Genomic DNA, 24,639 nt, shown 5'->3' on the forward strand with positions numbered 1-24,639 from the left:
ACTGATGTCGCAGGTCAAAGGGGTGATCGTTTCCTGCTAGAAGTGGGTAGGTGTTCAGGTTGCTGCTCGCTCTGGCCCTGCTCGACCCGACCGCCGTCACGGAGGTCTCGCATCGCAACATCCCGTCGCACAAGGTGCTCACCCCGGACGGCGACCGGCTGGGGTACGCGCCTGTGTCCCGTCCCTTCACCGGCGCACGGCGGCTGACCGGGGTGCTGGTCGGCCGTGACCCGGTCACCGGCACGCACCTGATGTGCGGCGGCGTGGTGCTCGGCTCGCGCAGCCGCAGCCTGGTGCTGACGGCCGCCCACTGCCTCTACCACGAGGGCCGGCTGCTGCGGCAGCTCGCCTTCCTGCCGGCCTACGACCGGGGCAGCCCGCCGCTGGGCGTCTGGCCGGCCGTGCGGACGTGGGTGCCGGCTCGCTGGCGCGGCCGGCCGTACTCCCCCGCGTTGTTGCCGTACGATGTCGGGCTGGTCGGGGTGGCGACCTCGGAGCGGCGGTCGCTGGAGGACGTGACCGGCCCGGGCCTGCGCCCGCTGGCCACCGGCAAGGGGACCGCGCTGCGCGGGCTGGAACTGCTCGGCTATCCCAAGGGCAAGCAGTATCCGGGCACCCGGATGTATCGCTGCCTGGGCGACGCGGTGGAGGGCACCGAGCGCGGCCCGGGGGTGCTCGTCACGCGTAACTGCCACGCGGCGGCGGGCGGCAGCGGCGGGCCGGCGGTGTACGGCGAGGAGGTGGCGGGGGTGGTGTCCTCCTCCAGCCCGCTGAAGGACGCCAAGGGCTTCACCGTGCTCACCCGGCTCGGCGGCAAGTCCTTCACCCGTATGTACCAGCAGGCCGACCGGGCCATGCGACTCAGGCAGGCGAGCTCGCCATGACGATCTCCTCGCAGATGGCGTGGCTGACCAGCGCGTCGTCGGCGGTGATCAGGCGGCCGTCGCGGACCGCGGCGAGGAACTCCAGGCAGATCTGCTCGATGCCGCGCTGCCGGGCGACCGGCACCCAGTCGGGCCGCCTGGTGAGGACCTCGCCGCCGGCGTAGTCGATCACGTCGCCCAGGTTGACCACGCGGCGCTTGACGCCCGCGCCCATGACCTCGCAGCTCTCCTCGCTCGCCCCGCTCGCCCGGTTCATCACGCCGATGGCGGTGAAGCCGTCGCCGGACAGCTCCAGCACGACGTGCTCCAGCAGCCCGTCACTGGTCCGGGTGCTGAACCTGGTGCCGGTCACCTGTCCCGGCACCAGGAACCTCAGCGTGTCCACCACATGGATGAAGTCGTCGAACACCACCCGGCGCGCCACGTCGGGATGTTCCCGGCGGTTCTTCTCCATCAGCACCAGATGGCGGGGAAGCCGGGCGAGCTCCGCGTAGCCGGGCGCGTGGCGGCGGTTGAAGCCGGCCATCAGCGACCTGCCCTCCTCGCGGGCCATCCGCACCAGCCGCTCGCAGTCGGCCAGGTTGTCGGCGATCGGCTTGTCCACGTAGACGTGCACCCCGGCGCTGAGCAGCTCCTCGACGATCTCCGCGTGGGCCACCGTGGCCGCGTGCACGAACGCCGCGTCGAGGTCGGCCTTGATCGCCTCGGCCACGGACGTGGAGCGGCCGGCCACCCGGTAGGTCTCGCCGAGCCGGTCCAGCGTCGCGCTGTCGCGGGTGCACAGGTGCAGGTCGACGCCGGCCTGAGCGGCGAGCACGGGGAGGTACGCCTTCTCCGCGATGTCGCCCAGGCCGATCATGGCAATCCTCATGCGCCGAGCGTAGCCTTCAGCGCCTCGTCCATGGGCGTGGGCGCGACGCCGAAGGTCCGCTGGAAGGCGGAGGAGTCGAGCTCGTACGGCGCGACGAACTGGTAGCGGGTGTGCTTGAGCTCGCGGATCATGGGCGAGACCAGGCCCACCGCCTGCACGAGCGGCCAGGGCAGCGTCCGCATCTTGGGCGCCGGACGGCCGAGCAGCGCGGCCATCCGCTCGCCGATCTCACGGAACGTCATCGGCGCGTTGCTGGGCACGTGCCACGGCCGGCCCCAGGCGCGCTCGTCGCCGCCCGCGACGATCAGCGCGTCCGCCACGTCGGGCAGGTACGTCCAGCTGTGCGGGATGTCGGCGGGCCACGTGAGCGAGATGGTCTTGCCCGCCTTGAGCGCGGGCAGGAACCGCTCCCCCAGGTAGGACTGGTCGGTGGCGCCGGGGCCGAAGTAGTCCGAGCCGCGCACCTCGGTCACCCGGATCCGGCCCGCCCGGTGCGCGGCCAGGGCGTCGGTCCACATCTTGGTCCGGACCCGCACCTTGGGGGTGGTGGACGCCAGCGGCAGGTCCTCGGTCATCGGGCCGGTGACGGGACCGTACGGGTAGAGGTTGCCGACCATCGTCAGCACCGCGCCGGTCGCCTCGGCGGCGGCCAGGAACGAGGCGGCCATCGGCGGCCAGTCGGTGAGCCAGCGGTGGTACTGCGGGTTCACGCAGTTGTAGAGGACGTCCGCGCCCTTGCTGATCTCGATCAGCCGGGCCTGGTCGGCCACGTCGGCGGCCACCTTGACGGCGCCATCAGGGCCGCCGCCCGAGCGGGTCACCACGGTGACGTCGTGTCCCTGCGCGAGGAGCTTGGTGGCCAGATGCGTGCCGACCTGGCCGGAACCCACCACGATGTGCTTACCCATGATCAGACCTGCTTCCAGACGATGCGGAGGACCGCGTTGAGGATGAAGAGGGCGGCGAAGACGGCGGCCGGGGTCACGGCCCCCGCCGCGTAGAGCGCCAGTGCGCCGCCGCCGAACCAGACGATCTCCAGAACGACCCGGGCCGCGCCCATGGCCGGGAGGACGGCGTTCTCGCCGCCACCCGCGCCGAACAGGGCCCAGAGCGCGATGAACAGGGCCGGCGCGCCGATCCCGGCGAGCAGCTTCACGGCCCAGGTGGGGCTGACGGTGAAACCCCAGTAGCCGGCGGAGACGAGCACACCGAGCTCCAGCAGGAACATCAGGGCCAGGTTCGCGCCCTTTGCCAGAGTGAGCATCGTTTCCTCCGAATGACTGTCGTTCTCGAACAAGAGCAATGCTCTCGCATGAGAGCACCAATCGTCAAGAGCGGTGCTCTCGTTTCTTTCTGCCGCTCTGGTAGCGTGCAGGGCATGACAGCGAGCCGTACCGCGAGAGAACGTGTCAGAGCCGAGCTCACCAAGGAGATCGCCGACATCGCGCGCCGCCAGCTCGCCACCGAGGGCGCGGGCGGACTGTCGCTGCGCGCCGTGGCGCGCGAGATGGGCATGGTGTCGTCAGCGATCTACCGCTACTTCCCCAGCCGCGACGACCTGCTCACCACCCTGATCATCGACGGCTACAACGCGCTGGGCGAGGCGGTCGAGCAGGCCGACGCCGCCTGTCCCGGCGACGACCACTCCGGCCGGTGGCTGGCCATCTGCCATGGCGTGCGGGACTGGGCGCTGGCCCACCCGCACGAGTACGCGCTGCTCTTCGGCTCACCGGTGCCCGGTTACGAGGCGCCCCAGGACACCATCCCGGCCCGGCTACGCGATGTGATCGTCATGGGCCGACTGGTTTCACAGGCCCACGAGGCCGGCGCGCTCGACCCGCCCGCCCTGGCCGGCCCTCCCCCGGAGACGCTGCGCGCCGACGCGGAGAACCTCCGGACCGTCATGCCGGGCGTCCCGGACGATGTGGCCCTCCGGGCGTTCTCGGCGTGGACCGCGCTGTACGGCTGGGTCAGCTTCGAGCTGTTCGGCCAGTTGGAGAAGACCATCTACGAGCGGCGCACGGCCTTCGAGCGCTCCATGAGCATCATGGGCGCGACGCTGGGCCTGCGCCGGCCAGCAGCGGGACCATGACCTCGTCGACCACGTCCACGATGAGCCGGTCGGGGATGGGCGGGCCGTGAAAGAGAAAGTACTGCCTGATCAGCGCCTGGCCGCTGTCCAGCCGGCGCGGTGTGACGGCGGCCGGGTCGATCTCGCCGCGCTCGACGGCACGCCGGGCGATCTCGGCCATCATCTTGCGGCTGGCGCCCTGGGAGTTCTCCCGGAAGGCCTGGGCGACGGACTCGTCCCGCAGCACCTCGCTGAGCAGCCCGCGCATCGCCTCGCCCGCCGGCCCCGACAGCGCCGCCGACGAGCGCCGCAGCACGTCGAGCAGGTCCTCGCGCAGGCTCCCGGTGTCGGGCACGGAGACCATGTCGGGCAGCGAGTGATAGACGGCCGCCATGACCAGCGTCACGCGGGTGGGCCAGCGGCGGTAGAGCGACGCCTTGCTCGCCCTGGCCCGCTCGGCGACCCGCTCCATGGTGAGCTGGGCGTATCCTCCTTCGGCCAGCTCGTCGAGGGTCGCCTGGAAGATGGCGGAGTTGAGCGCCTCGCCCCGGCGCCGGGGAAGCTTGCGGTGGTCGGTGACCATGTCAGGAATCCTACGGAGCCGCCGCCGTGACGCGTCCGGCATCGCCGTCCACGGTCACGAGCTGGCCGTCGGTCAGCGTGGCGGTCGCCTCGCCGGTGCCCATCACCGCGGGGATGCCGTACTCCCTGGCCACGATCGCCGCGTGCGAGGCGCTGCCGCCCGCGTCGACCACCACGGCGGCGGCCCGCTGGAACAGCGGCGTCCACGACGGGTTGGTGTAGGGGCAGACGAGCACGTCGCCGCCGCCGAGCCTGCCGAACTCCGACGGGTCGCGGACGATCCGCACCGGCCCCGTCGCCAGGCCCGCGCTGGCGGGCGTGCCCACGACGAGGGCGTCACCCAGCTCCCTGACGGGGAAGACGGCCCTGGGGTCGATGAGCCGCACGCCCGCGAGTTCCTCGCGCTTGGCGGTTCTGGCGGTCACCAGTGCGCGCAGGTGCCGCCCGGAGTCGCTGTCCGTATCACTGTCCGGGAGCCGTTCGAGCTCCTCCAGCCGCAGGTGGAAGACGTCCTCCGGGGCGTCGAGCGCGCCCGCGTCCCGCAGCCGGCGGCCCATCTCCAGCAGCGACCTGCGCAGGACGGGCAGCGGCATCGTGAAATAGAAGTGGCTGTCCTCCCGGAAGGCGACGCCGGCGCGGGCCGCCCGCACCCAGCGTGCTTTTCTACGGCGCAGGAGAGGATGGGCGAGCAGCTTGTCGAGCGCGTCGTCGCCTGGGATTGCGGGCGTGGGTGGCTCGGCCGCCAGCAGCCTGACCAGGTCGAGCACCGTCTCCGGCGCGTCCGCCCAGGTGGGCGGGGTGACCAGCAGCGGGGTGGCGGTCTCGCGGTGGCCGTACTCGGCCAGGAAGGCCCGGAGCCTCGCCTCGAAGGCGGCGCCGTCGAGCGCGCCGGTGCGCCTGGCCTCCTCGGCCAACTCCTCCAGGGCGTGGTTGGCGTCCCCGGTGCGGGTGCGACCGCCGGCGATCAGGCCGCTGAACAGGGCGCCCCGGCCGAGCAGCTTGACCGCCAGCAGCAGTCGCAGCAGCGCCAGGCCGGTCCCGGGCAGGTAGTCGATGCGCAGGTCCGCCACCGGCTGCACCGCGTCCAGCGCCCTCCTGGGCACCCGGGCCAGCTCCGGCCACGGAAGCGCCTTGAGGTCGAGGGCGGTCAGCTCGCGATTCGTCTCCAGGAACGCTCGGAAGCGCGGGTCATCCGTCCACCGCGCCGGGTCGTACCGCCTGGCCTTGGCCGCGAACCGGAACGGGGCGGTCAGCACGCGCGGGGTGGGGTGCGGGGTCGGCGGCACCATCCGGTAGACGACTCCGTCCTGCTCCTCCAGGAACTTGTCGAACGCCCCGTGCACACCGAAGTACCCCGTCACCCTTCCCATCAGCCCCGCCGGGCCGTGCGGCAGCCAGGTCGACATGTCGATCGGATAGGGCCTGACGGGGACGTACTCGAGCAGGACCGAGCCGAGCTTGCGCTGGATCGGGTTGAGCCGCCTGAGCGGCGGCGGCGGGAGCGCGGTCATCGGACGGGCCTGGACCAGGCTCACCCTGCCGTCCGCGTACGCCCACTCGATGTCCTGCGGGCGGCCGAAGTGGGCGGCCACCTCGGTGCCGAGCCTGGCCAGCTCGCGCAGGGCCTGGTCGGGCAGCCGCTCGACGGGGCTACCGCTCTCGTCGTGGGTGACGCCGCCGCCCGCCGTGCTTCGGACGACCACCTCACGGCGGCCAGGTGTGTACGCGGCGACCTTCCCGGAGGGTTCGAGCACGTAGTGGTCGGGGGTGACGAGGCCGGAGACGACGGCCTCGCCCAGCCCGCTGCTCGCGTCGACCACGAGCCGGTCCCGATCCCCCGTGACGGGGTTCGCGGTGAACAGCACGCCCGCGCTCTCCGCCTCCACCATCCGCTGCACGACCACGGCGATGCGCACGCCGGCGTGGTCGATCCCGAGCCGGTCGCGGTAGGCGACGGCCCGGTCCGTCCACAGCGAGGCCCAGCACCGGCGCACCGCGTCGACCAGCGCGTCCTCGCCGACGACGTTGAGGTAGGTGTCCTGCTGCCCGGCGAACGCCGCGCCCGGCAGGTCCTCGGCGGTGGCGCTGGAGCGCACCGCCACCGGCCCGCCGCCTTCGCCGAGCTCGGCGTACGCCCTGATGATCTCCCGGCGCAGCTCGTCGGGCACCTCGGCCCGCTGGACGCTGTCGCGGGTGCTCAGCCCGGCCGCGACCTGCGCGTAGGCGTCGGTCGTGACGACGAAGCCGTCAGGCACGGGGAAGCCGTGCGCGATCAGCTCCCCCAGGTTGGCCCCCTTGCCGCCCGCCAGGGCGAGGTCCTCACGGCCGAAGGACCGCAGGGGTGCGACGAGTTTCATGAGTGCTCCTCGGCATACGCGGTGGTGCGAAGGGGACGCGCCGGCAGGGCCAGCGCGAGCAGGAAGGCCACCCCGAGCAGCGGCGCCATCGCCGCGAACACGGGCGGCACGGCCTCGGCGAAGGCGGCGGGCAGCTGGGTTCCGGTGGCCCCGGCAGGCAGCTGATGTCCGGTGGTCTCGGCGGACCGCCAGGTGATGAGCGCACCCACCACGGCCACCCCGGCGGAGGCGCCGATCTGGCGCAGGAACGTCACCGACGAGGTGGCGGTGCCCAGGTCGGCATAGGCCACGGAGTTCTGCGCGGCCAGGACCATGACCTGCATGACCAGCCCTACCCCGAGGCCGACGAGCAGCAGCACCCCGGCGAGCGTCGCCGCCCGGCCCGCCGCCATGGGCAGCAACGCCAGCCCCACCCCGGCCAGCGCCGTTCCGGCCACCGGGTAGCCCCGGTAGCGGCCGGTCCGGCTGATCAGCCGGCCGGAGACGATCGTGGTGGTCAGCACGCCGCCCATCAGCGCGGTCACCAGCAGCCCCGCCTGGGTGGCCGACGAGCCGAGCGCGATCTGCAGGTAGGCGGGGATGTAGGTGATGGTCCCGAACAGCGCGAACCCGATGAGCAGGCTGATCAGCACCGGTACGGCGAACGCGCGGTCCTTGAACAGCCGCAGCGGCAGGATCGGATCGGTCGCCAGCCGCGCGCTCACCAGCCACGCCACCACCCCCACCAGCGCCACGGCCAGGAACACCGAAACGCGGGTCTGGCCCAGCATGACCACCCCCACCACGGCGACGGCCAGCGTGAGCGCCCCGGCGACGTCGATCGGCGCCCGCGCGACCGGCCTGGGCAGCTTCAGCGTGGCGGTCAGCACGGCGAACGCCAGCAGCCCGAGCGGCGGATAGATGGCGAAGATCCACCGCCAGCCGACGCTGTCGATGAAGAACCCGCCGACCAGCGGCCCGCCCACGGCGGCCACGACGTACGCCGCCCCGATCAGTCCCAGGTAGCGGCCGCGCTCGCGGGGGCTGACGATCTCCCCGATGATGGCCTGCGCGCCGATCATCAACCCGCCGCCGCCGATCCCCTGCACCGCCCGGAAGGCGATGAACTGCGGCATCGTGGCGGCCATCGAGCACAGCACCGCGCCGACGACGAACACCACGATCGCCACCTGCATGAGCGGCTTACGGCCGAACCGGTCGCCCAGCTTGCCGTACAGGGGCATGACGACGGTCGCGGCGACCAGATAGGCGGTGATGACGGCGGGCATCTGGTCGAGGCCGCCGAGGCTGCCCGCCACGGCGGGGAGGGCGGGGGTCATGATCGTCTGGTCGAGCGCGCCGAGCAGCATCGCGAGCACCAGCCCAGACAGCACAAGCCCCACGGCGACCCCCTAGAGAACTAGTCGTTCTCTAATCAGAGTAGACGTCACCTTTAGGAAACGCAACGTTCACTAACTGGTTGGGATGGACATGCTCGTCCAGCCCCCAGAACACCCATGCCCCGCCCTCGGGTACGAGAGCGGGGCATCACCGTGGCGACCTGCGCGGGAGCTGTCGGAGCTCACCAGCGGGTACGACCACGACCGGCGGTCCGGGGATCACATATGAACGGATTCTCCCGGACCCGCGATCACCACTTCAGGGAGCAGACGTTGATGGTGCGGGTCGAGAACTTCTTGATCGCGATGGACCTGCTCCTCGGTGCGATCCGGCCGTTCGCGAGGCGCTTGATCTTGTAGACGCCGGGCCGGCCCCGGAAGTAGCTCGTGCCCGTGTTGCGGCGAGCGCTGGCCGCGACGCCCGGACCCTGGACGGTGACCGACACCGGGCCCACGTGCGTACACCTGAAGACCAGCTTGACGAGCGCATACGGCGGTGTCGCCGCGGCCGAGGCGGGCGTGAACCCGATGGCGGCCATGGCGACACCCATCGCGAGCGCGCTTACAAGGGCAGAACGCCGAACAATACGAAACACAATGATCCTTTCATGGAGAACCTGGCCAACCCTGGCCACGCCTCCCGTACACAAGGCATGCTTTAGGAAGATGATCATTTTTCGGGATGTTCTCGCGGTCCGTGGATGACGTAGCGCCGCGTCGGCGGCAGCCGGGACCTCGGCTCAGAACCGGCACGTTTCAGCAGGTCACCGACCCCACCAAGCCCTACTCACCAAGCTCGACATCCCCACCCCAAGCAGGTCCTCAGCCTCCAGCCCGCTGAACAGCCAAGACTTCACCGCCCGGAGAAACGCCCTCCAGGCGGCCAGGCCCTACTGGAGCGATCTTTGCACGCGCCGGCAGCACCGTGGAATACGCCGGGAATACGACGGGTTTCCCTACTTTCTCGGCCGAACGGGTACAGCGTCCTGAAACGTCAAGCAGATGGCCCCCGATGAGGTGGGAAGGATGCACCCTCACCGGGGGCCATGCCCGGCCCTGGAACTACGGGGAAGATCCCGGCCGGACGTTGTGGCGACGACTCCGCCGCCCACCCTCCACGAGAAGGCGGAGTCGCCCGGCCCTGACTGACCGCACCGCTCAGCCAGGGCCGCGTCCGCCGACCGATCCGGAGACCGGTTCGACAACGGAGGGGTCAGGGGAAGGATGGGCGGCCCGGATGGCGCACCAGACGGTACGGCCCAGCCCACGGCCGTGCTCGCGACTCCCCCAGTCCTGGGAGATCTCGCGGACGATCAGCAGCCCACGGCCGTCCTCCGCCTCGGGCTCCTGCCGGATGTACGGGTCGGAGAAGGCGGAGCCGGGATCACGCACTTCCGCATAGATCATCCCCTCCGCCTCGGTGACGGTGAGGCCGATGAAGTCGTACGGCCTGGCGTCGGAGTGCCGGAACGCGTTCGTCACCAGCTCGGACACCGCCAGCACGGCGTCGTCGACCGCAGGGTGATCGTCCCCGAGCCAGCTGCGCACTTGTGAGCGGGCGTACGAGACGGACTCGCGAATGCCCACCAGCCGGATCGAACCGATGATCCTCGGCTCCGTGCTCGCTGCTTTCATCACTTCACCCGTTCAAAGAAGTCGACCTTGATGGCCTTTCCACCATCCCAAGCCTCAGCTACATTAAGTAGTCGATTGACTTCAACCAGTCATCAACGGTTCCGATCTACAGCTTGCTGAAACGTTGATGAAATCCCCCGGAGGTCAGATGCCTAAGGAAAGCGATCTATACCCCTCGGATTCTCCAACCGCGCTCTTCGGCTTCGAGTTGCGGCGATACCGCAAGGCTCGGGGCTGGTCCCAGCTCCAACTCGCGAAGATGGTGCCCTACTCCGTTGGCACCATCAGCATGATCGAGACCGCGCAACGATCACCTTCGGAAGAGTTCGCCCGCTACTGCGACGAGGCGCTGGAGGCGGAGGGGGTGCTGATGCGGCTCTGGCCGATGGTCAGTCACACAGCGGCTCCGATGTGGTTCCGGCCTTGGCTCGACGTAGAGGCCACAGCGGAGTCGATCCGTGCCTGGGAACCGTTGATGATCCCCGGCCTGTTTCAGACCGAGGACTACGCCAGGGCCATCCTGAGCGGTGAGCCAGGCGTAGGACCAGAACAGATCGAAGAGCAGGTCACCGCTCGAATGGAGCGCCAGAGCATTCTTAACCGCACCAACCCCCCGATGCTCTGGGTCGTCCTAGACGAAGGGATCCTGCATCGTCCGATCGGTGACTCCGCCATGATGTCGCCGCAGCTCAACCGCCTTATTGAGCTCGGACAAGCGCCACGGATAACCATTCAAATCCTCCCTCTCAACGCCTACTCAACCCCAGGACTCTTGGGAGGGTTCGCTATCGCTCGAACGCAGGGAATCCCTGACACGGCTTACATCGAATCCGCTGGAGTCTTGGGGCGGGTAACAGAGCGACCAGAAGACGTCAGCCTTCTAACATTCAGATACGAGGGGATTCGCGCCGAAGCGCTGTCACAGCGTGAATCCACGAAGATGATCAAGGAGGCAACGCAGCGATGGACGAGCTGACCCAGGAACTCGGCATGGCTACATGGCGCAAGTCCACCTACTCGGGAAGCGATGGTGGCAACTGCGTCGAAATCGCTGACCTGTCCGGTGGACGCCGAGGCGTCCGCGACAGCAAGAACCCCACCGGCCCCGTACTGGTCTTCACCCCAGGAGAATGGGATGCCTTCATCGCAGGTGTGAAGGGCGGCGAGTTCGGCTAAATACCGTCAGCTTCACTTCACAAAGAGGCACCAGCACAGGACCTTCCCCCAGAGCCTCTCTCCGAGAAGGTCCTCTGCCTTAACCTCCCAGTTCTTCTCTGGACACCCGCCATAGTGGGATGGGGGACTCATCGAGGGCCGTGCCGGGATGGAATCATGAACCGAACATCAGAGTGACCAGGCGACCTCAACGTCCTGACATACTCACACGAGGGGATTCACACCAAAGCGCGGCCCCAGCGCGAGCACCTGGACCTCATCAAGAAGCCGCTGCCATGATGGACGAGCCGGCTCGGGAACTCGACACAGCCATGTGGCGCAAGTCCACCCGATCGGGCCCCGATGGCGGCGACTGCGTTGAGGTCGCCGAGCTGAACGTCGAGGCGTCCGCAACAGCAAGGACCGCACTGGTTCAGCATTGATTTCACCGCCGGCGAATGGGACGCCTTCATCGCAGGCGTGAGGAACGGCGAGTTCGGCTAGGCACCACCAGCCCCACTTGCCCGTATCGAGGGCGTTCCCTGCCCCTGCGCCAGTTCGACGCATAGGCAAAGAGCTCCTAGCGCTTCCCTGCAACTCTCCTGTCTTGTTCGACGTCGTCATCAACACTGACGAAGGTTCACCGATCTTACCGCCACGCCAGGAAGACCTGGACGGCATTCGATTGCGCAGCTGGCGGACCGTTGCACCCTCTGCGTCGGCTCGACCCGGGCGACCATGATCCCACCGCTCGGGTCGATGCACCCGTCGCCCATCCGATCCCAGTCTCATTCCGGCGTTTCAACTGATGCTCAGCGAGTGCCCACCGGGTTTCATTCTCATCAGGGTGAGCGACCGTGAATTCTTGCTCGACGAGATAACCTGAAGATCATATTTGTACCAGAACGTCCGCTCCACGCAAATCTGCCTTTGACGGTGGCTAGTAGCCATGCCCCAACCAGGCAAAACATCCAATTCCCGAACGAAACTCGTACTCGCTATGCCTTTCATCGAGGTTGTGCTTGTTTTGTTGATGCAATGTTGATTACCGTGTGAAAGACGTGGGGGACGCCGCCTCCTGACCTGGTTCTTTGCAGCGAGCCATCCAAGGGGATCATCTTGGCCGACCTCGATCGCGAGGCGATGCGAGCCGTGGCGCAGCGCATCCAGCGCCTGTCGGACGAGCACTGGTGGGCGCTCACCCCTTCCTGCCGGCTGATGGAGACCGACGCCTGGGTGGGGCCGACGGGCACCCGATTCGACACGCAGGTCCACGCTGATCAGCGGGAGCTATGGGACATGCTCACGCGGGCCGTACAGAGCGCCAATCAGAAACTGGCCGCGCTCCCGGACAAGCCATGACGGAGTTCAGCGGGGTCAAACAGCCTGAGTTCGACACGATGACGGGCAGGCACGCCCAGGCCGCCCGGCAGTTGGAGGAGTTGGCGCGGAGGCTGCACGGCGAGTTGCAGGGCGCCGGGCTCGACACCTCTCCGGCGACGCGGCTTCGGGAGTTGGCCGGACGGGTCACCACACAGGCCGAAGACCTGCGGCGGCGGCAGAAGCTGGTCCGTGAACTGCAGCGGCAGAAGGTCAGCTTCGGGACGAGCACTCCAGCCGGGAGCTTCCTGGAAATGCCTGACGGCCTGGATGCCGCCAAGAGCCTGCTGGATGGGACGCTGGCCGGTCGGGCCGCGCTGAACGCATCGCGAGGAGATGCCAAGGCGCTGGCCGAGCTGGAGAAGTACGCCTCGCGGGCCGGGGACGCGGAGTTCGTCAAGGTATTCCTTAGCGTTCTAGGAGCCGGAGGGGCGACGCGGCTGCCCGGCGCCATCGCCACGCAGTTGCGCGCCGCCTCCAAGCACGGCGATTTGGCGCGCGTGGCCTCGCTCTCAGCCCAGGGCCAGAGGGCCTTGGGCATGCTCAGCAGGACGCTGGCCAAGGCGACCGATCCGAAGAATCCCGCGTACATGGGGGCTGATTTCACCAGAGACTTGGTGAAGCAGGGCCGGACCGAGCACAAGTCCGGCGATATGAAGTACTCGGGCTACCAGGCTCAGGCACTCATCTGGCGTGCTCACGAGGGGAAGCCGCCGTACTCGAAGGAGTTCATGGAGATCGTCGGGCGTGACGTGATCGTTTACGAGCGGGAGCAGCGCGAAAGCGCATGGAAGGCGAGCGAGGACTACTCGTGGGTCCAACGACCCATCCTCGACCTGGCCAGCGTCCTGGGCCTCGGCACCCTGCTGAGACCGGGGACGCAGGCCGGCCCTCCGGGGGCGAAGAGCTCGTCCTCGGTGGTGGACGACCTGTTCCACGCGGCGAAGTCCAGCCGGGAAGCCTCTCATGCCCTCCTGGCCCACACCCCGGCCGGGTGGAAGGAGTCCATGCTGGACTACCTGCTGACGACCCGGTGGGGCGTCTCCCGCTATCTGGGCAACTACGCGCCGCTGAACGACATGCTGGTGACCGCGACAACGGGCCAGGACGCCACCTCCCAGGCTCTGGCCGCCAAGATGACAAAGATCGTCGCTGACGAGGTGCGCAGCGCCTTCGAACAAGGCGCTGACGGCAACCTGACGATACGAAACAGAGAAACCTTCGATCGACTGGCACCCCTGAGCTACCCTTTGGCCCGCGCCATCTCGGCCAACATTGACCAGCTTTCCGAGCTTCTTCTGAACAAGGGAAGCTTCGGCGAGGTCAAAGCGGGGGATATGTCCTACGCGCTGGTGCTGGCCACCTCCGACAATGCCGGGTTCGAGGCGCTAGTGAGAGCACAGACCGAACACATGCGAGCGGCGCTCGAGACGGTGCCTCCGGTCGGCCTTACCGCTTCCAATGCCGAGCAGTTCGGGTTCACGAAGTCCGACATCAAGCAGTTCGACCTTGATGAGGATGGACGGGTCACTAAGGACGACATCCTCCATTCCCTGGAGGACCGAACCAAGGAAGAGGCCTCCCCCTTCGGCCACATCGTGGAGATCCGCCGCCAGACTCTGATCGCTCAAGGCTTGGACGACAAGAAGGTGGACGAGTCGTTGAAGACCATGGTGCGCAACGCGATAGGACTGCTCCCCGTACCAGGGACCAGGCAGGTGAGCGAACTGGCCGTCGGAGCCTTCGGCGAACTGATCAGCAAGCAATACGACAAACTAGCCGGAGCCACGTACGATGAGATCGCCAAACACGTAGCCCAACAAATGTCCGCGCACCGGGGAGGCCTAGACGAGGCCAACCAAACAATCGCGAACAATCGGCTGGCAGTGGAGCGACTGACAGAGCAGATGCTCGCCACAACAATACTTAACAAGGGCTTGCTCGACGGACGAGAACTAAAAAACCAGCCATTCGCCGCCGACACCCCACCGAAGCTCAAACCATTTATCGAGATGAGTTCGCAGGAGTACAGCCAGTTCCTCGCGTGGGCCCGCAAATCAGGAGGAATTAGCAGCGTGCTAACTGATTTTGAAACCACCTTCCGCACGACCAGTGCCGTGAACGACTATCTCGGCCTTAAAATTCCCTCCTCCGTAGGTGGCAAATGAGGATTGCTCGTCTTCCTATCGCTCTGGCTACCCTCATGGCGCTTGCCGCAGCCTGCACCTCAGAGGCCGACATAATTTCCGCACCGGCCCCACTTTCCCAGCCGATAGTAGATTCCGCACCATATGTCTGCACGTTCGTCCCGGAGAACGCGTTTCGCCTCGTCTCTGGAGTGACCGGGCCTCTTGCCGAGAGAACCAATGGCACTGATAGGAACGGTGACTGCCGAGCCCCTGAGGCAGCCACCCACTCTCTAGAAGTTTGGTGGATGCAGGAAAGCCGTGGAACGCCTCGCGAGGATCTGGATTTTCTTATGGACGACAGACGCGAGGTTTACAGCAGGAATGGCGGAGTCGCGCTTCCAACCGATCTCGGCGATGGCATGGCTGCGCACCTACCCAATCCGCCATCGAACGATCAGCCGTACCAAATAAGCGCGAAATTCAGTTGCTCTAAAAAAGAGCGATTGATTGATATCTCCCTACCCCAGGTCGTTAAAGGAAGGGACGCTATCAAAGACCTCACCGACCTCATGCGCATCGCCCAGAAGCGCTACGGCGAGCTGTACGACTGCACCCCCGGCGCATAGCCTCACTGCCCCCAAAAACACCCCGGCCGCGCCCCCGATGATCACGGAGGACGCGGTCGAAAGATCGGCACATGGCATTGTGGACCTATGCCAGCCTCCACCCCAGCAGGTCAATGCGGGGCTCAGCCAGTAAAAGCACTAACCATCCATCAGCGCGAGGCGCGGTTAACCGCTGAGATGACCGCCTTGAGCGATGCCGTAGTGGTGTTGGCGTCGATCCCCACCCCCCACAGCACCTGCCCGTCCACATCACACTCCAGGTAAGAGGCAGCCTTGGCATCCGCCCCAGCACTCATGGCGTGCTCGACATAATCGAGCACCCGCACCTTGACCCCCACCCCAGCGATGGCATCGACAAAGGCCGAGATGGGCCCGTTGCCAGCACCCGAGATCTCCCGGATCTCCCCGTCAACGCGCACATCAGCGCTGATCCGGTCCTTGTCGTCGACCGTGGACTCGTGTCGGTGCGCCATCAGCCCCAGCCGCCCCCACCGGTTGTCCGGAGTCGGCAGGTACTCATCCTGGAAGATGGAGTACATGGCAGCCGGACTGATCTCCCCACCTTCGGCGTCGGTCCGAGCCTGCACCACCTTGGAGAACTCGATCTGCAGCTTGCGCGGCAGGTCGAGCTGGTGGTCGGCCTTCATGATGTAGGCGACCCCGCCCTTGCCGGACTGGCTGTTGACCCGGATGACGGCTTCGTAGGTGCGTCCGATGTCCTTGGGGTCGATCGGCAGGTACGGCACCGCCCAGGTGAACGAGTCCACCGGGACCCCCGCAGCCGCGGCGTCGCGCTCCAGGTGTTCGAAGCCCTTCTTGATGGCGTCCTGGTGGGAGCCGGAGAAGGCGGTGTAGACCAGCTCGCCGCCCCAGGGGTGCCGCGGGTGTACGGGCAGCTGGTTGCAGTATTCGGTGACGCGGCGGATCTCGTCGATGTCGCTGAAGTCGATCTGCGGGTCGACGCCCTGGGAGAACAGGTTCATCCCCAGCGTCACCAGGCAGACGTTCCCGGTGCGCTCGCCGTTGCCGAACAGGCAGCCTTCGATGCGGTCGGCGCCGGCCATATAGCCCAGCTCGGCGGCGGCCACGGCGCTGCCGCGGTCGTTGTGCGGGTGCAGCGACAGGATGATCGAGTCGCGGTGCGCCAGGTTGCGGTGCATCCACTCGATCTGGTCGGCGTAGACGTTGGGGGTGGCCATCTCGACCGTGGCGGGCAGGTTGAGGATGACCTTGCGGTCGGGGGTGGGCTGCCACACCTCGTTGACGGCGTCGCACACCTCCACCGCGTACTCCAGCTCGGTGCCGGTGAACGACTCGGGTGAGTACTGGAAGCGTACGTCCACGTCGCTGGCGTCGGCGAGCTTCTTGACCAGTTTGGCGCCCTCGACGGCGATCGCGGTGATGCCTTCGCGGTCCATGCCGAAGACGACCCGGCGCTGCAGCGTGGAGGTGGAGTTGTACAGGTGGACGATGGCCTGCTTGGCGCCCTCGATGGACTCGTAGGTGCGCTCGATGAGCTCCGGCCTGGCCTGGGTCAGCACCTGGATCACCACGTCATCGGGGATCCGGTCCTCTTCGATGATCTGGCGTACGAAGTCGAAGTCGGTCTGTGAGGCGGCCGGGAAGCCCACCTCGATCTCCTTGTAGCCCAGCTTCACCAGCAGCTCGAACATCTGGAGCTTGCGGTGAGCGTCCATCGGGTCGATCAGCGCCTGGTTGCCGTCCCGCAGGTCGACCGCGCACCAGCGCGGGGCCTCGGTGATGACCTTGTCAGGCCAGGTGCGATCGGTCAGCCTGATCGGCTCGAAGGGTTGGTAGCGCTGGAACGGCATCGGGCTGGGCTGCTGAGAGGTCATGTCGGGTGCTCCTCGTCGGTCGAAGGGAAACGGCCGACGCGCATGACAGGCTCCGCGGCGAGGGAGCCGGCCTAGAGGCCCCCGCCGCGGCAGCTAAGAAGCAGTCCGCGCAGCATGGCTTTCACGCTATCAGACGTCTCACCGTGACCCCGCCCGGTTCCACATCGTGAGAAGTACATCGTGAGAAGTCACACGTAGAAGGCCCCACCGTAGGAAGCCCCACCGTAAGAAGCCCCACCGTAAGAAGCCCCACCGTAAGAAGTCACGAGGAGATGAGGACGCTGAGGCAGGTGACACACCCCTCCAGCTTCTCAAACTCCGAAATATCCACCACCGTCACCCTGAATCCGCGCTTCTCCAGCATGGCCGCAGTCTGCGGCGCGGACGCCGCCATCAGGACCCGGTCATCGCCCAGCGGCACCGCGTGCGCCCCCGGCTCCTCCAGCGGTACCAGCAGGTCGGGCAGGTCCACGTACGCCGGATCGCCGATGAGCGTGCCGTCCGGCAACGCCGTGACCGCCGATTTCAGATGCAGCACCCCGGTCAGCCGCACGGGGACGATCCGCCGCTCCGGCAGCAGCGCGCTGAGCTGCCTGATCCCCTGGTCGTTGGTCCGCGCGGACCTGCCGACGTAAACGGTGTTCCCGACCTGCAGTACGTCCCCGCCGTCGAGCGTCCCAGGCGCGGTGATGCGCACCGCTTTCACCCCGAGCTCCCGCAGGGCCGCCGCCACGGACTCACCCTCCGGCCGCCGCTCCGGTGCGCCCGGCCTGGTCAGTACGGCCAGCTGCCCGGCCACCACGACCGTGTCCTCCACGAACGGCGCGTCGGGCAGGTGGTCGGCAGGCTCGGCGTACACCGCCCGCCATCCGTTCGCAGCGAGCGCGGCCACGTAACGGGCGTGCTGGTCAGCGGCCAGCGCGCTGTCCACGACCTCTCGCCGGACATGGGTGACGATCCCCTCGGCGATTCGAGGACCAGGCATTCTTACCAGCGCGATACCGGACATAGGGCGTTTTCTATCACGTGGTCGGTAGAGTCTCGGTCATGCGGGACAACGAGATTCTCTCCACGATCAGCGCTCTGGTCGACGAGGAGCACGAACTGCGCAGCAAGCTGCGGACCGGCGAGCTCGGCACCGATGAGGAGAACGCCCGGGTCAAGCAACTGGAAGTGGCCCTCGACCAGTGCTGGGACCTGCTCCGGCAGCGCCGGGCGCGACGCGGCGTCGGCGAGGACCCGGACGGCGCGGCCGCCCGTCCCGCCGACCAGGTGGAGAACTACCGGCAGTAACAGGTGGAGAACCACCGCCAGTAAATGGCTCGCGTGCCCGGCGACGGGTGCGCTTGTGTGGGCTCATGCAGATCCAGCGCATCGACGCCGAGCACCCCGGCCGCCTGCTCGACGACTTCCACGACGCGTTCGTCGCCGCCATGGAGGGGGTGCCCGGCCCGCAGGTCTCTGCCGCCCGCTTCCGGCGGGTGGTCGGCGGGGGCGGCCCCGGGGCGCGTGCGGAGGCCTGGGTCGTGGTCGAGGGCGGCCAGGTCGTCGCGGGTTACGGTCTGAGCTTCCCCCGCTACGACAACACCCACATGGGCATCCTGTTCCCCCTCGTGGTGCGCCCCGAGCGGCGTCGGCAGGAGATGGGCTCGGCCCTGCTCGCCCACGCCCTCGACCGGCTGCACGCCGACGGCCGACGGCTGCTGCTCGCGGAGACGCCCGCCGAGGGCCCCGGCGCGCGGTTCGCGCCGGCGCACGGCTTCACGGTCGGCGTGGCCGAGGCCCGCCGCGTGCTCGACCTCCGCAAGGTCGACTGGGACGCCTTTGAGCGGATGCTCCCCCGCAGCGGGGGCTATCGCCTGGAGCGATGGACCGGCCCCACGAGTCCGGAGCTGCTGCCCGACCTCGCCACGGTGATGGACGGAATGAACGACGCGCCCCGCGACGCGGGCGTGGAGGCGATGAACCTCCCCCTCGAACGGGTCCGAGCCGACGAGCAGCGCACCCGCGAAGGCGGCGACGACTCCTACACCGTCCTGGCCCGGCGGACCTCCGACGGCGCCCCCGCGGGCTACACGCGCGTCTTCCTCAGGGCGGATCGCGCGGACGGCTGGGCGCACCAGGGCGACACGACCGTGCTCAGGGAGCACCGCGGCCACCGCCTCGGCCTGCTGCTCAAGCTCACCAACCTGTTCTGGCTGCGCGAGCGGGAGCCGCACCTCGACCGCGTCATCACCTGGAACGCGACGTCCAACGCCCACATGCTGGCGATCAACGAGGCCATGGGCTTCGAGCTGCTGGACGAGTGGAACGAGTGGCGGCTCCCGCTCCAGACAAGGAAGAGCGCAGAATGGGCGTTGTGACGGAACGGCACATACTTCTTCGCATCGCGCCGGAGCTGATGATGTTCCTGCCCGCGAGCCGCCGTACCAGCACTCAGCGGATCGTCCTCGACGGCTTCTCCACGCTGGGGCACCACGTGGAGTCGGCGGGCGTCCCGCTGACGGAGGTCGGCCCGATGACGGTCGGTGACCGGGGCGTGCCGCCGTCCTACCAGCCGCGTCCTGGTGACGTGGTGGAGGTGCGGGCGGTGCCCCGGCCGCAGCCGTTGCCCGAGGAGCCGCGCTTCCTGCTCGACGTCCACCTGGGCACGCTGGCCAGGCGGCTGCGCCTGCTCGGCATCGACACGGCCTACCACAACGACATGGACGACCCGTCGCTGGTCGTGCAGGCCAACGAGGAGCGGCGGGTGCTGCTCACCCAGGACCGCGGCCTGCTGCGCCGCCGCGCCCTGTGGCTGGGCGCGTACGTGCGCGGCTCGCGGGCTCCGGACCAGCTCCGCGACCTGCTCGAACGCTTCTCCCCGCCGCTGCGTCCATGGACGAGGTGTACGGCCTGCAACGGCGAGCTGAGCACGGTGGCCAAGCGGGACGTGGAGCCGATGCTGCGCGCCGGCACCCGTAGGAACTACGACGCCTACGGCCAGTGCCGGGTGTGCGGCCAGGTCTACTGGCACGGCGCGCACAGCGGCGACCTGGAGGAGATCGTCCGCTCGGCCCGCCAGTGGGTCGCCGGTTGACCTGGTCAGACGGCCAGCAGCCGGTGTACGTCCTCCCCGTTCAGCTCCTCGGCGGCGCCGGTGCGTACGACATGCCCGCCGTCGAGGATGACGAACCGGTCGGCCAGCCGTAGCGCGATGTCCAGATACTGCTCGACAAGGAGCACGGCGAGTCCCGAAGCGTGCAGCCGCTCGATGGCCTCCTCGATCTCCTGGATGATCGACGGCTGGATGCCCTCGGTCGGCTCGTCGAGGATCAGCATCCTGGGCCCGGTCACCAGGACGCGGGCGATGGCGAGTTGCTGCTGCTGGCCGCCGGACAGGTGCCCGGCTCTGCGTTTGAGCAGCGGTTTGAGCCGGGGGAAGAGCTCCAGCGCCTCGTCGATGGCGTTCTTCGGCGCCTTCGCCGCCTCGGCGGTCACCAGCAGGTTGCCGAGCACCGACAGTTGCGGGAAACACTGGTGGCCCTGCGGGACGTACCCCATGCCGAGCCGTACCCGCTCGTGCGGCTTGAGCTTGGTGACGTCGCGGCCGTCGAACCTGACGGCGCCCGCGGTCGCGGGCAGGACGCCCATGACGGTGTTGAGCAGCGTGGTCTTGCCGACGCCGTTGCGTCCCATGACGCAGACGAGCTGGCCGGGCTCGACGTCGAGCGAGACGCCGAACAGCACCCGCGCCCTGCCGTAACCGGATTCGAGGTCACTTACCGACAGCATCGCTGGGCTTCCTCCCCAGATAGACCTCCTGCACCCGCGGATCGGCGCTGACCTGCTCCACCGAACCCTCCACGAGCACCTTGCCCTCGTGCAGCACCGTCACCTTGGAGGCGTGACGGCGCAGGAACTCCATGTCGTGCTCCACCACGATCACCGTGTGGTCGTCGGCGATCCGGGTGAGCAGCTCCCCGGTCCGCTCGCGTTCTTCCCGCGACATGCCGGCCACGGGTTCGTCCAGGAGCAGCAGTCTGGGGCGCTGCGCCAGCAGCATGCCGAGCTCCAGCCACTGGCGCTGGCCGTGGGAGAGAACGCCGGCTGAACGGTCGGCGAGCTCTTCGAGACCGGTCCTGGTCAGCGCCTCCTCGACGGCCTGCGAGATTCCCTTGCGGCGGCGGGCCAGCGACCACAGGGGCCGGCGGAAGCAGGCCGCCAGGTCGAGGTTCTCGACGACGCTCAGCTCCTCGAAGACGACCGAGGTCTGGAAGGTACGGCCGACGCCGAGCCGGACGATCCGGTGCTCCTTGCGGCCCACCAGATCGTGCCCGTCGAAGGTGACCGTCCCGGCGGCCGGGCGGGTGAGGCCGGTGATCACGTCGATGAGGGTGGTCTTGCCGGCGCCGTTGGGGCCGATCAGGAAGCGCAGCTCCCCTTCCGGCACCGTCAGGTCGACGCCGTCGAGGGCGTGGAAGCCGTCGAACACCACCCGTACGTCACGTAGCTCGAGCACTTCGCAACCTCCCCAGGATGCCGGCGATGCCCTTCGGGGCCAGCGTCATGACCAGGATGAACAGCGCACCCTGCAGGTAGAGCCAGCCGTCGGCGAACTGCTCGCTGAAGGCCGTCTTGGCGTATCCCATGAGGACCGCGCCGAGCACGGCCCCGGCCAGTGCGTGCCGCCCGCCGACCGCCACCGCGACGACGAGCTCCAGCGAGGGCACCACGCCGAGCAGCGCGGGCGAGATGATGCCCACCACCGGGACGAACAGGGCGCCCGCCAGCCCGGCCATGCCCGCGGAGGCGGCGAAGGTCACCGTCTTGACCGTCGCCGGGTCGTAGCCGAGGAACCTGACCCGGTCCTCGCCGTCCCGGACGGCCACCAGCAGCCTGCCGAACCTGCTGTGCACGAGCTGCCGGGTGGCGAGGTAGAGCACGCCGAGCACGGTGGCGACCACCAGGTAGAGCCCGCGCTGGGTGGAGTCGTCGGCCAGGTCCGCGCCGAACAGCTCGAAGAAGTTGGTCATGCCGTTGGTGCCGCCGGTCAGGCCCTGCTGCCCTACCAGGAGGATCACCATGGCGGCGGCCAGCGCCTGGGTGAGGATGGCGAAGTAGGCGCCGCGTACCCGCTGCCGGAAGACGAGCGTGCCGAGGACCACCGCGATCGCCACCGGGCCCAGCACCGCCGTGCCGAGGGCGAACACCGGGTTGGCGAACGGCGTCCACAGCGCCGGCAGCTCCTCCACGCCGCTCCACACCATGAAGTCGGGCAGGCCGCCGCCTTCGGCCAGTTTGAGGTACATGGCCATGGAGTAGCCGCCCAGGCCGAAGAAGACGCCCTGACCGAGGGAGAGCATGCCGCCCTGCCCCCAGGCCAGCCCGATGCCGAGGGCGACGATCGCGTAGCAGAGATACTTGGCCAGCAGGCTCAGCCTGAAGGGTTCGAGCAGCAGCGGGGCCGCGACCAGGGCCAGCACGGCGATCGTGGCGAAGGGCAGGTGTTTTCTGATCATGTGAGCGCCCTCGACCTGAGCACGAACATCCCCTGGGGCCGCACTTGCAGGAACGCGATGACGGCCGCGAACACGATCACCTTGGCCAGGCTCGCGTCGGACCAGAACTCGGCGTAGGAGTTGAGCAGTCCGAGCCCGGCGGCGGCGAGCACCGCCCCGCGCAGCTGCCCGAGGCCGCCCGCGACCACCACGAGGAACGCGTCCACGATGTAGTACGTGCCGAGCGCGGGCCCGACCGGCCCGATCAGCGTCAGCGCGACACCGGCCACGCCGGCCAGCCCCGAACCGATGAAGAACGTGAGCATGTCCACCCGGCCGGTGTCGATGCCGCTGGTCGCCGCGAGCTGCCTGTTCTGCACCACCGCCTGCGTTCTGCGGCCCTGCCGGGTGCGGCCGAGGTACGCCCACACGGCGACCACGCCGGCCACGGCGAGCGCCAGGATGAACAGCCTGTTGTACGGCAGGATGCCGATCGCCCCGGTCAGCCACGACGGCGCCGCCACCTGCACGTTCGGCGCGCCGAACAGGTCGCGGGCCAGCTGCTGCAGCACCAGGCTGACACCCCAGGTGAGCAGCAGCGTGTCCAGCGGCCGGCCGTAGAAGTGCCGGATGGCGGCCCGCTCCAGGATCAACCCCATGAGCCCGGCGACCAGGAAGGCCGCGGGCAGCGCGAGCAGCAGGTCCTGGAGCAGGAAGGCGGTGTAGGCGCCCGCCATGATGAACTCGCCGTGCGCCATGTTGATCACGCCCATCTGGCCGAACGTGAACGTCAGGCCGAGCGCGACGAGCAGCAGCACCGCGCCGATCGACAGCCCGATGGGGAGCTGGTTGACGATGGCCTCCATCAGCTCTGCGCCAGCCCGCTCGCCCAGGGGTAGCCCTTGAGGTACGGGTCGGGCTTGATCGGCTTGCCGGAGTCCCAGACCTGCTTGATCAGGCCGTCGGACTGGACGATGCCGATGCGGGCCGTCTTGTACATGTGCTGGGTCTCACCGTCGATGGTGACCAGGCCCTCGGGACGTTCCAGCGCGATGCCGCCCGCCGCCTTCTTGACCGCCTCGACCTCGACCGTGCCGGCCTTCTTGGCGGCCTCGGCCCACAGGTAGACGGCGTTGTAGCCGGCCTCCATCGGGTCGCTGGTGACCTTGTCCTGGCCGTAGGTGTCCTTGAAGGCCTTGACGAAGGCGGTGTTGGCCGGGGTGTCGGTGGTCTGGTAGTAGTTCCAGGCGACCGGCTGGCCGGCGATGTTGTCCACGCCGATGCCCTTGACCTCCTCCTCGGCGATGCTCACCGACAGCACCGGCATGCTCTCGGCGGTGGCGCCGGCGCTCTTGAGCTGTTTGAAGAAGGCGACGTTCGAATCGCCGTTGAGCGTGTTGAACACGGCCTCGGGCTTGGCCTGGGTCACCTTGTTGACCAGCGTGGAGTATTCGGTGTGGCCGAGCGGGGTGTACTCCTCGCCCAGGATCTCCATGCCGTTCGCGGCGGCGTACGCCTTGATGATCTTGTTGGCGGTGCGCGGGAAGACGTAGTCGCTGCCCACCAGGAAGATCTTCTTCTTGCCCTGTTCCTTGAGGTAGTCCAGGCCGGGGATGATCTGCTGGTTGGTGGTGGCGCCCGTGTAGAAGATGTACGGCGAGCTCTCCAGCCCTTCGTACTGCACCGGATACCACAGCAGCGCCTTGTACCGTTCGAAGACCGGCAGCATCGCCTTTCTGCTCGCCGAGGTCCAGCCGCCGAACACGGTGGCGACCTTGTCCTGCCGGATGAGCTTGGTGGCCTTCTCGGCGAACGTCGGCCAGTCGGAGGCGCCGTCCTCCACCACGGGCACCAGCTTCTTGCCGAGCACCCCGCCGGCCTTGTTGATCTCCTCGATCGCGAGCAGCTCCGCGTCCCGCACGGTCACCTCGCTGATCGCCATCGTGCCGCTGAGCGAGTGGAGGAGACCGACCTTGATCTCACTCTCACTGGACGCGGTACCGGACTGCGAACCCGACGCCCCGCACGCCGCGACGGACATGACGAGGATTCCTGAGATGATCGCGTGAGGAATACGCACTGCCGTTCCTTCCTGCAGACGAGCTCTGCGAGTACGGTGATCCGGCCTGATGTCGGCGTGAGATCACGTACGTTAAGAGCCCATTGCCGGTGCCTCACAGGGGGTTCCGGAGCACTGCGACCCAGAGGAAACCGGCCCGACACGCCTCGGCAAC

Annotated in this window: 26 protein-coding genes; 11 read left to right on the plus strand and 15 right to left on the minus strand. The window is 68.2% G+C overall.

Going from position 1 to position 24,639, the window contains the following annotated elements; translation table 11 throughout:
• Positions 1-50 precede the first annotated feature (50 nt).
• Positions 51-884: a trypsin-like serine peptidase gene (locus tag ACTMTF_RS10165; protein ID WP_397009476.1), complete on the plus strand. Its 834-nt coding sequence runs from the start codon at positions 51-53 to the stop codon at positions 882-884.
• On the opposite strand, the gene ACTMTF_RS10170 is transcribed toward ACTMTF_RS10165, so the two are convergent.
• The 3 genes from ACTMTF_RS10170 to ACTMTF_RS10180 are packed head-to-tail and all read right to left on the minus strand — an operon-like array spanning position 862 to position 3,019.
• Positions 862-1,755 carry a Gfo/Idh/MocA family protein gene (locus ACTMTF_RS10170; RefSeq protein WP_441110371.1) on the minus strand — a complete coding sequence of 298 codons (894 nt, stop codon included), beginning with the start codon at positions 1,753-1,755 and terminating at the stop codon, positions 862-864. The genes ACTMTF_RS10165 and ACTMTF_RS10170 overlap by 23 nt on opposite strands.
• Positions 1,752-2,663, minus strand: a complete 912-nt coding sequence (locus ACTMTF_RS10175) for an NAD-dependent epimerase/dehydratase family protein (protein ID WP_441110372.1) — start codon at positions 2,661-2,663, stop codon at positions 1,752-1,754. Before ACTMTF_RS10175 ends, ACTMTF_RS10170 begins: the two co-directional genes overlap by 4 nt.
• A 2-nt stretch (positions 2,664-2,665) precedes the next feature.
• On the minus strand, positions 2,666-3,019 hold the full coding sequence (locus ACTMTF_RS10180) for a YrdB family protein (RefSeq protein WP_441110373.1): 354 nt from the start codon (positions 3,017-3,019) through the stop codon (positions 2,666-2,668).
• 114 nt (positions 3,020-3,133) lie between these two features.
• Between ACTMTF_RS10180 and ACTMTF_RS10185 the strand changes: the two genes are divergently transcribed.
• Positions 3,134-3,847, plus strand: a complete 714-nt coding sequence (locus tag ACTMTF_RS10185; RefSeq protein WP_441110374.1) for a TetR/AcrR family transcriptional regulator — start codon at positions 3,134-3,136, stop codon at positions 3,845-3,847.
• Here the strand turns inward: ACTMTF_RS10185 and ACTMTF_RS10190 are convergent.
• From ACTMTF_RS10190 to ACTMTF_RS10210, 5 genes are all read right to left on the minus strand, one after another.
• Positions 3,801-4,409: a TetR/AcrR family transcriptional regulator gene (locus ACTMTF_RS10190; RefSeq protein ID WP_441110375.1), complete on the minus strand. Its 609-nt coding sequence runs from the start codon at positions 4,407-4,409 to the stop codon at positions 3,801-3,803. The two genes, ACTMTF_RS10185 and ACTMTF_RS10190, sit on opposite strands and share 47 nt — an antisense overlap.
• Before the next feature lie 10 nt (positions 4,410-4,419).
• Positions 4,420-6,765, minus strand: a complete 2,346-nt coding sequence (locus tag ACTMTF_RS10195) for a PEP/pyruvate-binding domain-containing protein (protein ID WP_441110376.1) — start codon at positions 6,763-6,765, stop codon at positions 4,420-4,422.
• Positions 6,762-8,147 carry an MFS transporter gene (locus ACTMTF_RS10200; protein WP_441110377.1) on the minus strand — a complete coding sequence of 462 codons (1,386 nt, stop codon included), beginning with the start codon at positions 8,145-8,147 and terminating at the stop codon, positions 6,762-6,764. Before ACTMTF_RS10200 ends, ACTMTF_RS10195 begins: the two co-directional genes overlap by 4 nt.
• Positions 8,148-8,395: 248 nt before the next feature.
• Positions 8,396-8,683 (minus strand): hypothetical protein, encoded by a 288-nt coding sequence (locus ACTMTF_RS10205; protein ID WP_397009461.1) that lies wholly within the window; start codon positions 8,681-8,683, stop codon positions 8,396-8,398.
• 619 nt (positions 8,684-9,302) lie between these two features.
• The gene (locus tag ACTMTF_RS10210) at positions 9,303-9,779 is read right to left on the minus strand and encodes an ATP-binding protein (RefSeq protein WP_441110378.1); all 477 of its coding nucleotides are present in this window, start codon (positions 9,777-9,779) and stop codon (positions 9,303-9,305) included.
• Between the two features lie 148 nt (positions 9,780-9,927).
• On the opposite strand from ACTMTF_RS10210, the gene ACTMTF_RS10215 reads away from it, so the two are divergent.
• The 6 genes from ACTMTF_RS10215 to ACTMTF_RS10240 all read left to right on the plus strand — a co-directional run bounded on the left by ACTMTF_RS10215 (position 9,928) and on the right by ACTMTF_RS10240 (position 15,069).
• Positions 9,928-10,755, plus strand: coding sequence for a helix-turn-helix domain-containing protein (locus ACTMTF_RS10215; RefSeq protein ID WP_441110379.1), 828 nt, complete (start codon positions 9,928-9,930; stop codon positions 10,753-10,755).
• Positions 10,743-10,955: a DUF397 domain-containing protein gene (locus ACTMTF_RS10220; protein WP_441110380.1), complete on the plus strand. Its 213-nt coding sequence runs from the start codon at positions 10,743-10,745 to the stop codon at positions 10,953-10,955. The genes ACTMTF_RS10215 and ACTMTF_RS10220 overlap by 13 nt, the downstream gene beginning before the upstream one ends.
• Positions 10,956-11,266: 311 nt before the next feature.
• Positions 11,267-11,377, plus strand: coding sequence for a DUF397 domain-containing protein (locus tag ACTMTF_RS10225; protein ID WP_441110635.1), 111 nt, complete (start codon positions 11,267-11,269; stop codon positions 11,375-11,377).
• A 676-nt stretch (positions 11,378-12,053) separates the two neighbouring features.
• The gene (locus ACTMTF_RS10230) at positions 12,054-12,296 is read left to right on the plus strand and encodes a hypothetical protein (protein WP_441110381.1); all 243 of its coding nucleotides are present in this window, start codon (positions 12,054-12,056) and stop codon (positions 12,294-12,296) included.
• Positions 12,293-14,482, plus strand: a complete 2,190-nt coding sequence (locus ACTMTF_RS10235; RefSeq protein ID WP_441110382.1) for a hypothetical protein — start codon at positions 12,293-12,295, stop codon at positions 14,480-14,482. Before ACTMTF_RS10230 ends, ACTMTF_RS10235 begins: the two co-directional genes overlap by 4 nt.
• Positions 14,483-14,748: 266 nt before the next feature.
• Positions 14,749-15,069 carry a hypothetical protein gene (locus tag ACTMTF_RS10240; protein WP_441110383.1) on the plus strand — a complete coding sequence of 107 codons (321 nt, stop codon included), beginning with the start codon at positions 14,749-14,751 and terminating at the stop codon, positions 15,067-15,069.
• Positions 15,070-15,218: 149 nt separating this feature from the next.
• Here the strand turns inward: ACTMTF_RS10240 and leuA are convergent, their stop codons facing one another.
• Positions 15,219-16,925: a 2-isopropylmalate synthase gene (leuA, locus tag ACTMTF_RS10245; protein ID WP_441110384.1), complete on the minus strand. Its 1,707-nt coding sequence runs from the start codon at positions 16,923-16,925 to the stop codon at positions 15,219-15,221.
• 262 nt (positions 16,926-17,187) lie between these two features.
• Positions 17,188-17,934 (minus strand): dimethylargininase, encoded by a 747-nt coding sequence (gene ddaH / locus ACTMTF_RS10250; RefSeq protein WP_441110385.1) that lies wholly within the window; start codon positions 17,932-17,934, stop codon positions 17,188-17,190.
• A gap of 38 nt (positions 17,935-17,972) precedes the next feature.
• Between ddaH and ACTMTF_RS10255 the strand changes: the two genes are divergently transcribed.
• From ACTMTF_RS10255 to ACTMTF_RS10265, 3 genes are all read left to right on the plus strand, one after another.
• Positions 17,973-18,218 (plus strand): DUF2630 family protein, encoded by a 246-nt coding sequence (locus tag ACTMTF_RS10255; protein ID WP_397009443.1) that lies wholly within the window; start codon positions 17,973-17,975, stop codon positions 18,216-18,218.
• A gap of 65 nt (positions 18,219-18,283) precedes the next feature.
• Positions 18,284-19,288, plus strand: coding sequence for a GNAT family N-acetyltransferase (locus ACTMTF_RS10260; RefSeq protein ID WP_441110386.1), 1,005 nt, complete (start codon positions 18,284-18,286; stop codon positions 19,286-19,288).
• Positions 19,276-20,004, plus strand: coding sequence for a Mut7-C RNAse domain-containing protein (locus tag ACTMTF_RS10265; RefSeq protein WP_441110387.1), 729 nt, complete (start codon positions 19,276-19,278; stop codon positions 20,002-20,004). Before ACTMTF_RS10260 ends, ACTMTF_RS10265 begins: the two co-directional genes overlap by 13 nt.
• Before the next feature lie 5 nt (positions 20,005-20,009).
• Here the strand turns inward: ACTMTF_RS10265 and urtE are convergent, their stop codons facing one another.
• From urtE to urtA, 5 genes are read right to left on the minus strand one after another with little or no spacing between them, the layout of a single operon-like run.
• Positions 20,010-20,699 (minus strand): urea ABC transporter ATP-binding subunit UrtE, encoded by a 690-nt coding sequence (urtE, locus tag ACTMTF_RS10270; protein ID WP_441110388.1) that lies wholly within the window; start codon positions 20,697-20,699, stop codon positions 20,010-20,012.
• A complete protein-coding gene (gene urtD / locus ACTMTF_RS10275) occupies positions 20,683-21,426 on the minus strand; it encodes an urea ABC transporter ATP-binding protein UrtD (RefSeq protein WP_441110389.1) in 744 nt (247 codons plus the stop codon). Before urtD ends, urtE begins: the two co-directional genes overlap by 17 nt.
• Complete coding sequence (urtC, locus tag ACTMTF_RS10280; protein ID WP_397009433.1) at positions 21,410-22,426, minus strand: urea ABC transporter permease subunit UrtC; 1,017 nt, start codon at positions 22,424-22,426, stop codon at positions 21,410-21,412. The genes urtD and urtC overlap by 17 nt, the downstream gene beginning before the upstream one ends.
• Complete coding sequence (gene urtB / locus ACTMTF_RS10285; protein WP_441110390.1) at positions 22,423-23,271, minus strand: urea ABC transporter permease subunit UrtB; 849 nt, start codon at positions 23,269-23,271, stop codon at positions 22,423-22,425. Before urtB ends, urtC begins: the two co-directional genes overlap by 4 nt.
• Entirely contained in the window at positions 23,271-24,446 is a 1,176-nt protein-coding gene (urtA, locus tag ACTMTF_RS10290; protein WP_441110636.1) for an urea ABC transporter substrate-binding protein, read from the minus strand. The genes urtB and urtA overlap by 1 nt, the downstream gene beginning before the upstream one ends.
• Positions 24,447-24,639 lie beyond the last annotated feature (193 nt).

Origin of the sequence: Nonomuraea sp. ZG12 (genome assembly GCF_052068115.1) — a bacterium.
GTDB lineage: Bacteria > Actinomycetota > Actinomycetes > Streptosporangiales > Streptosporangiaceae > Nonomuraea.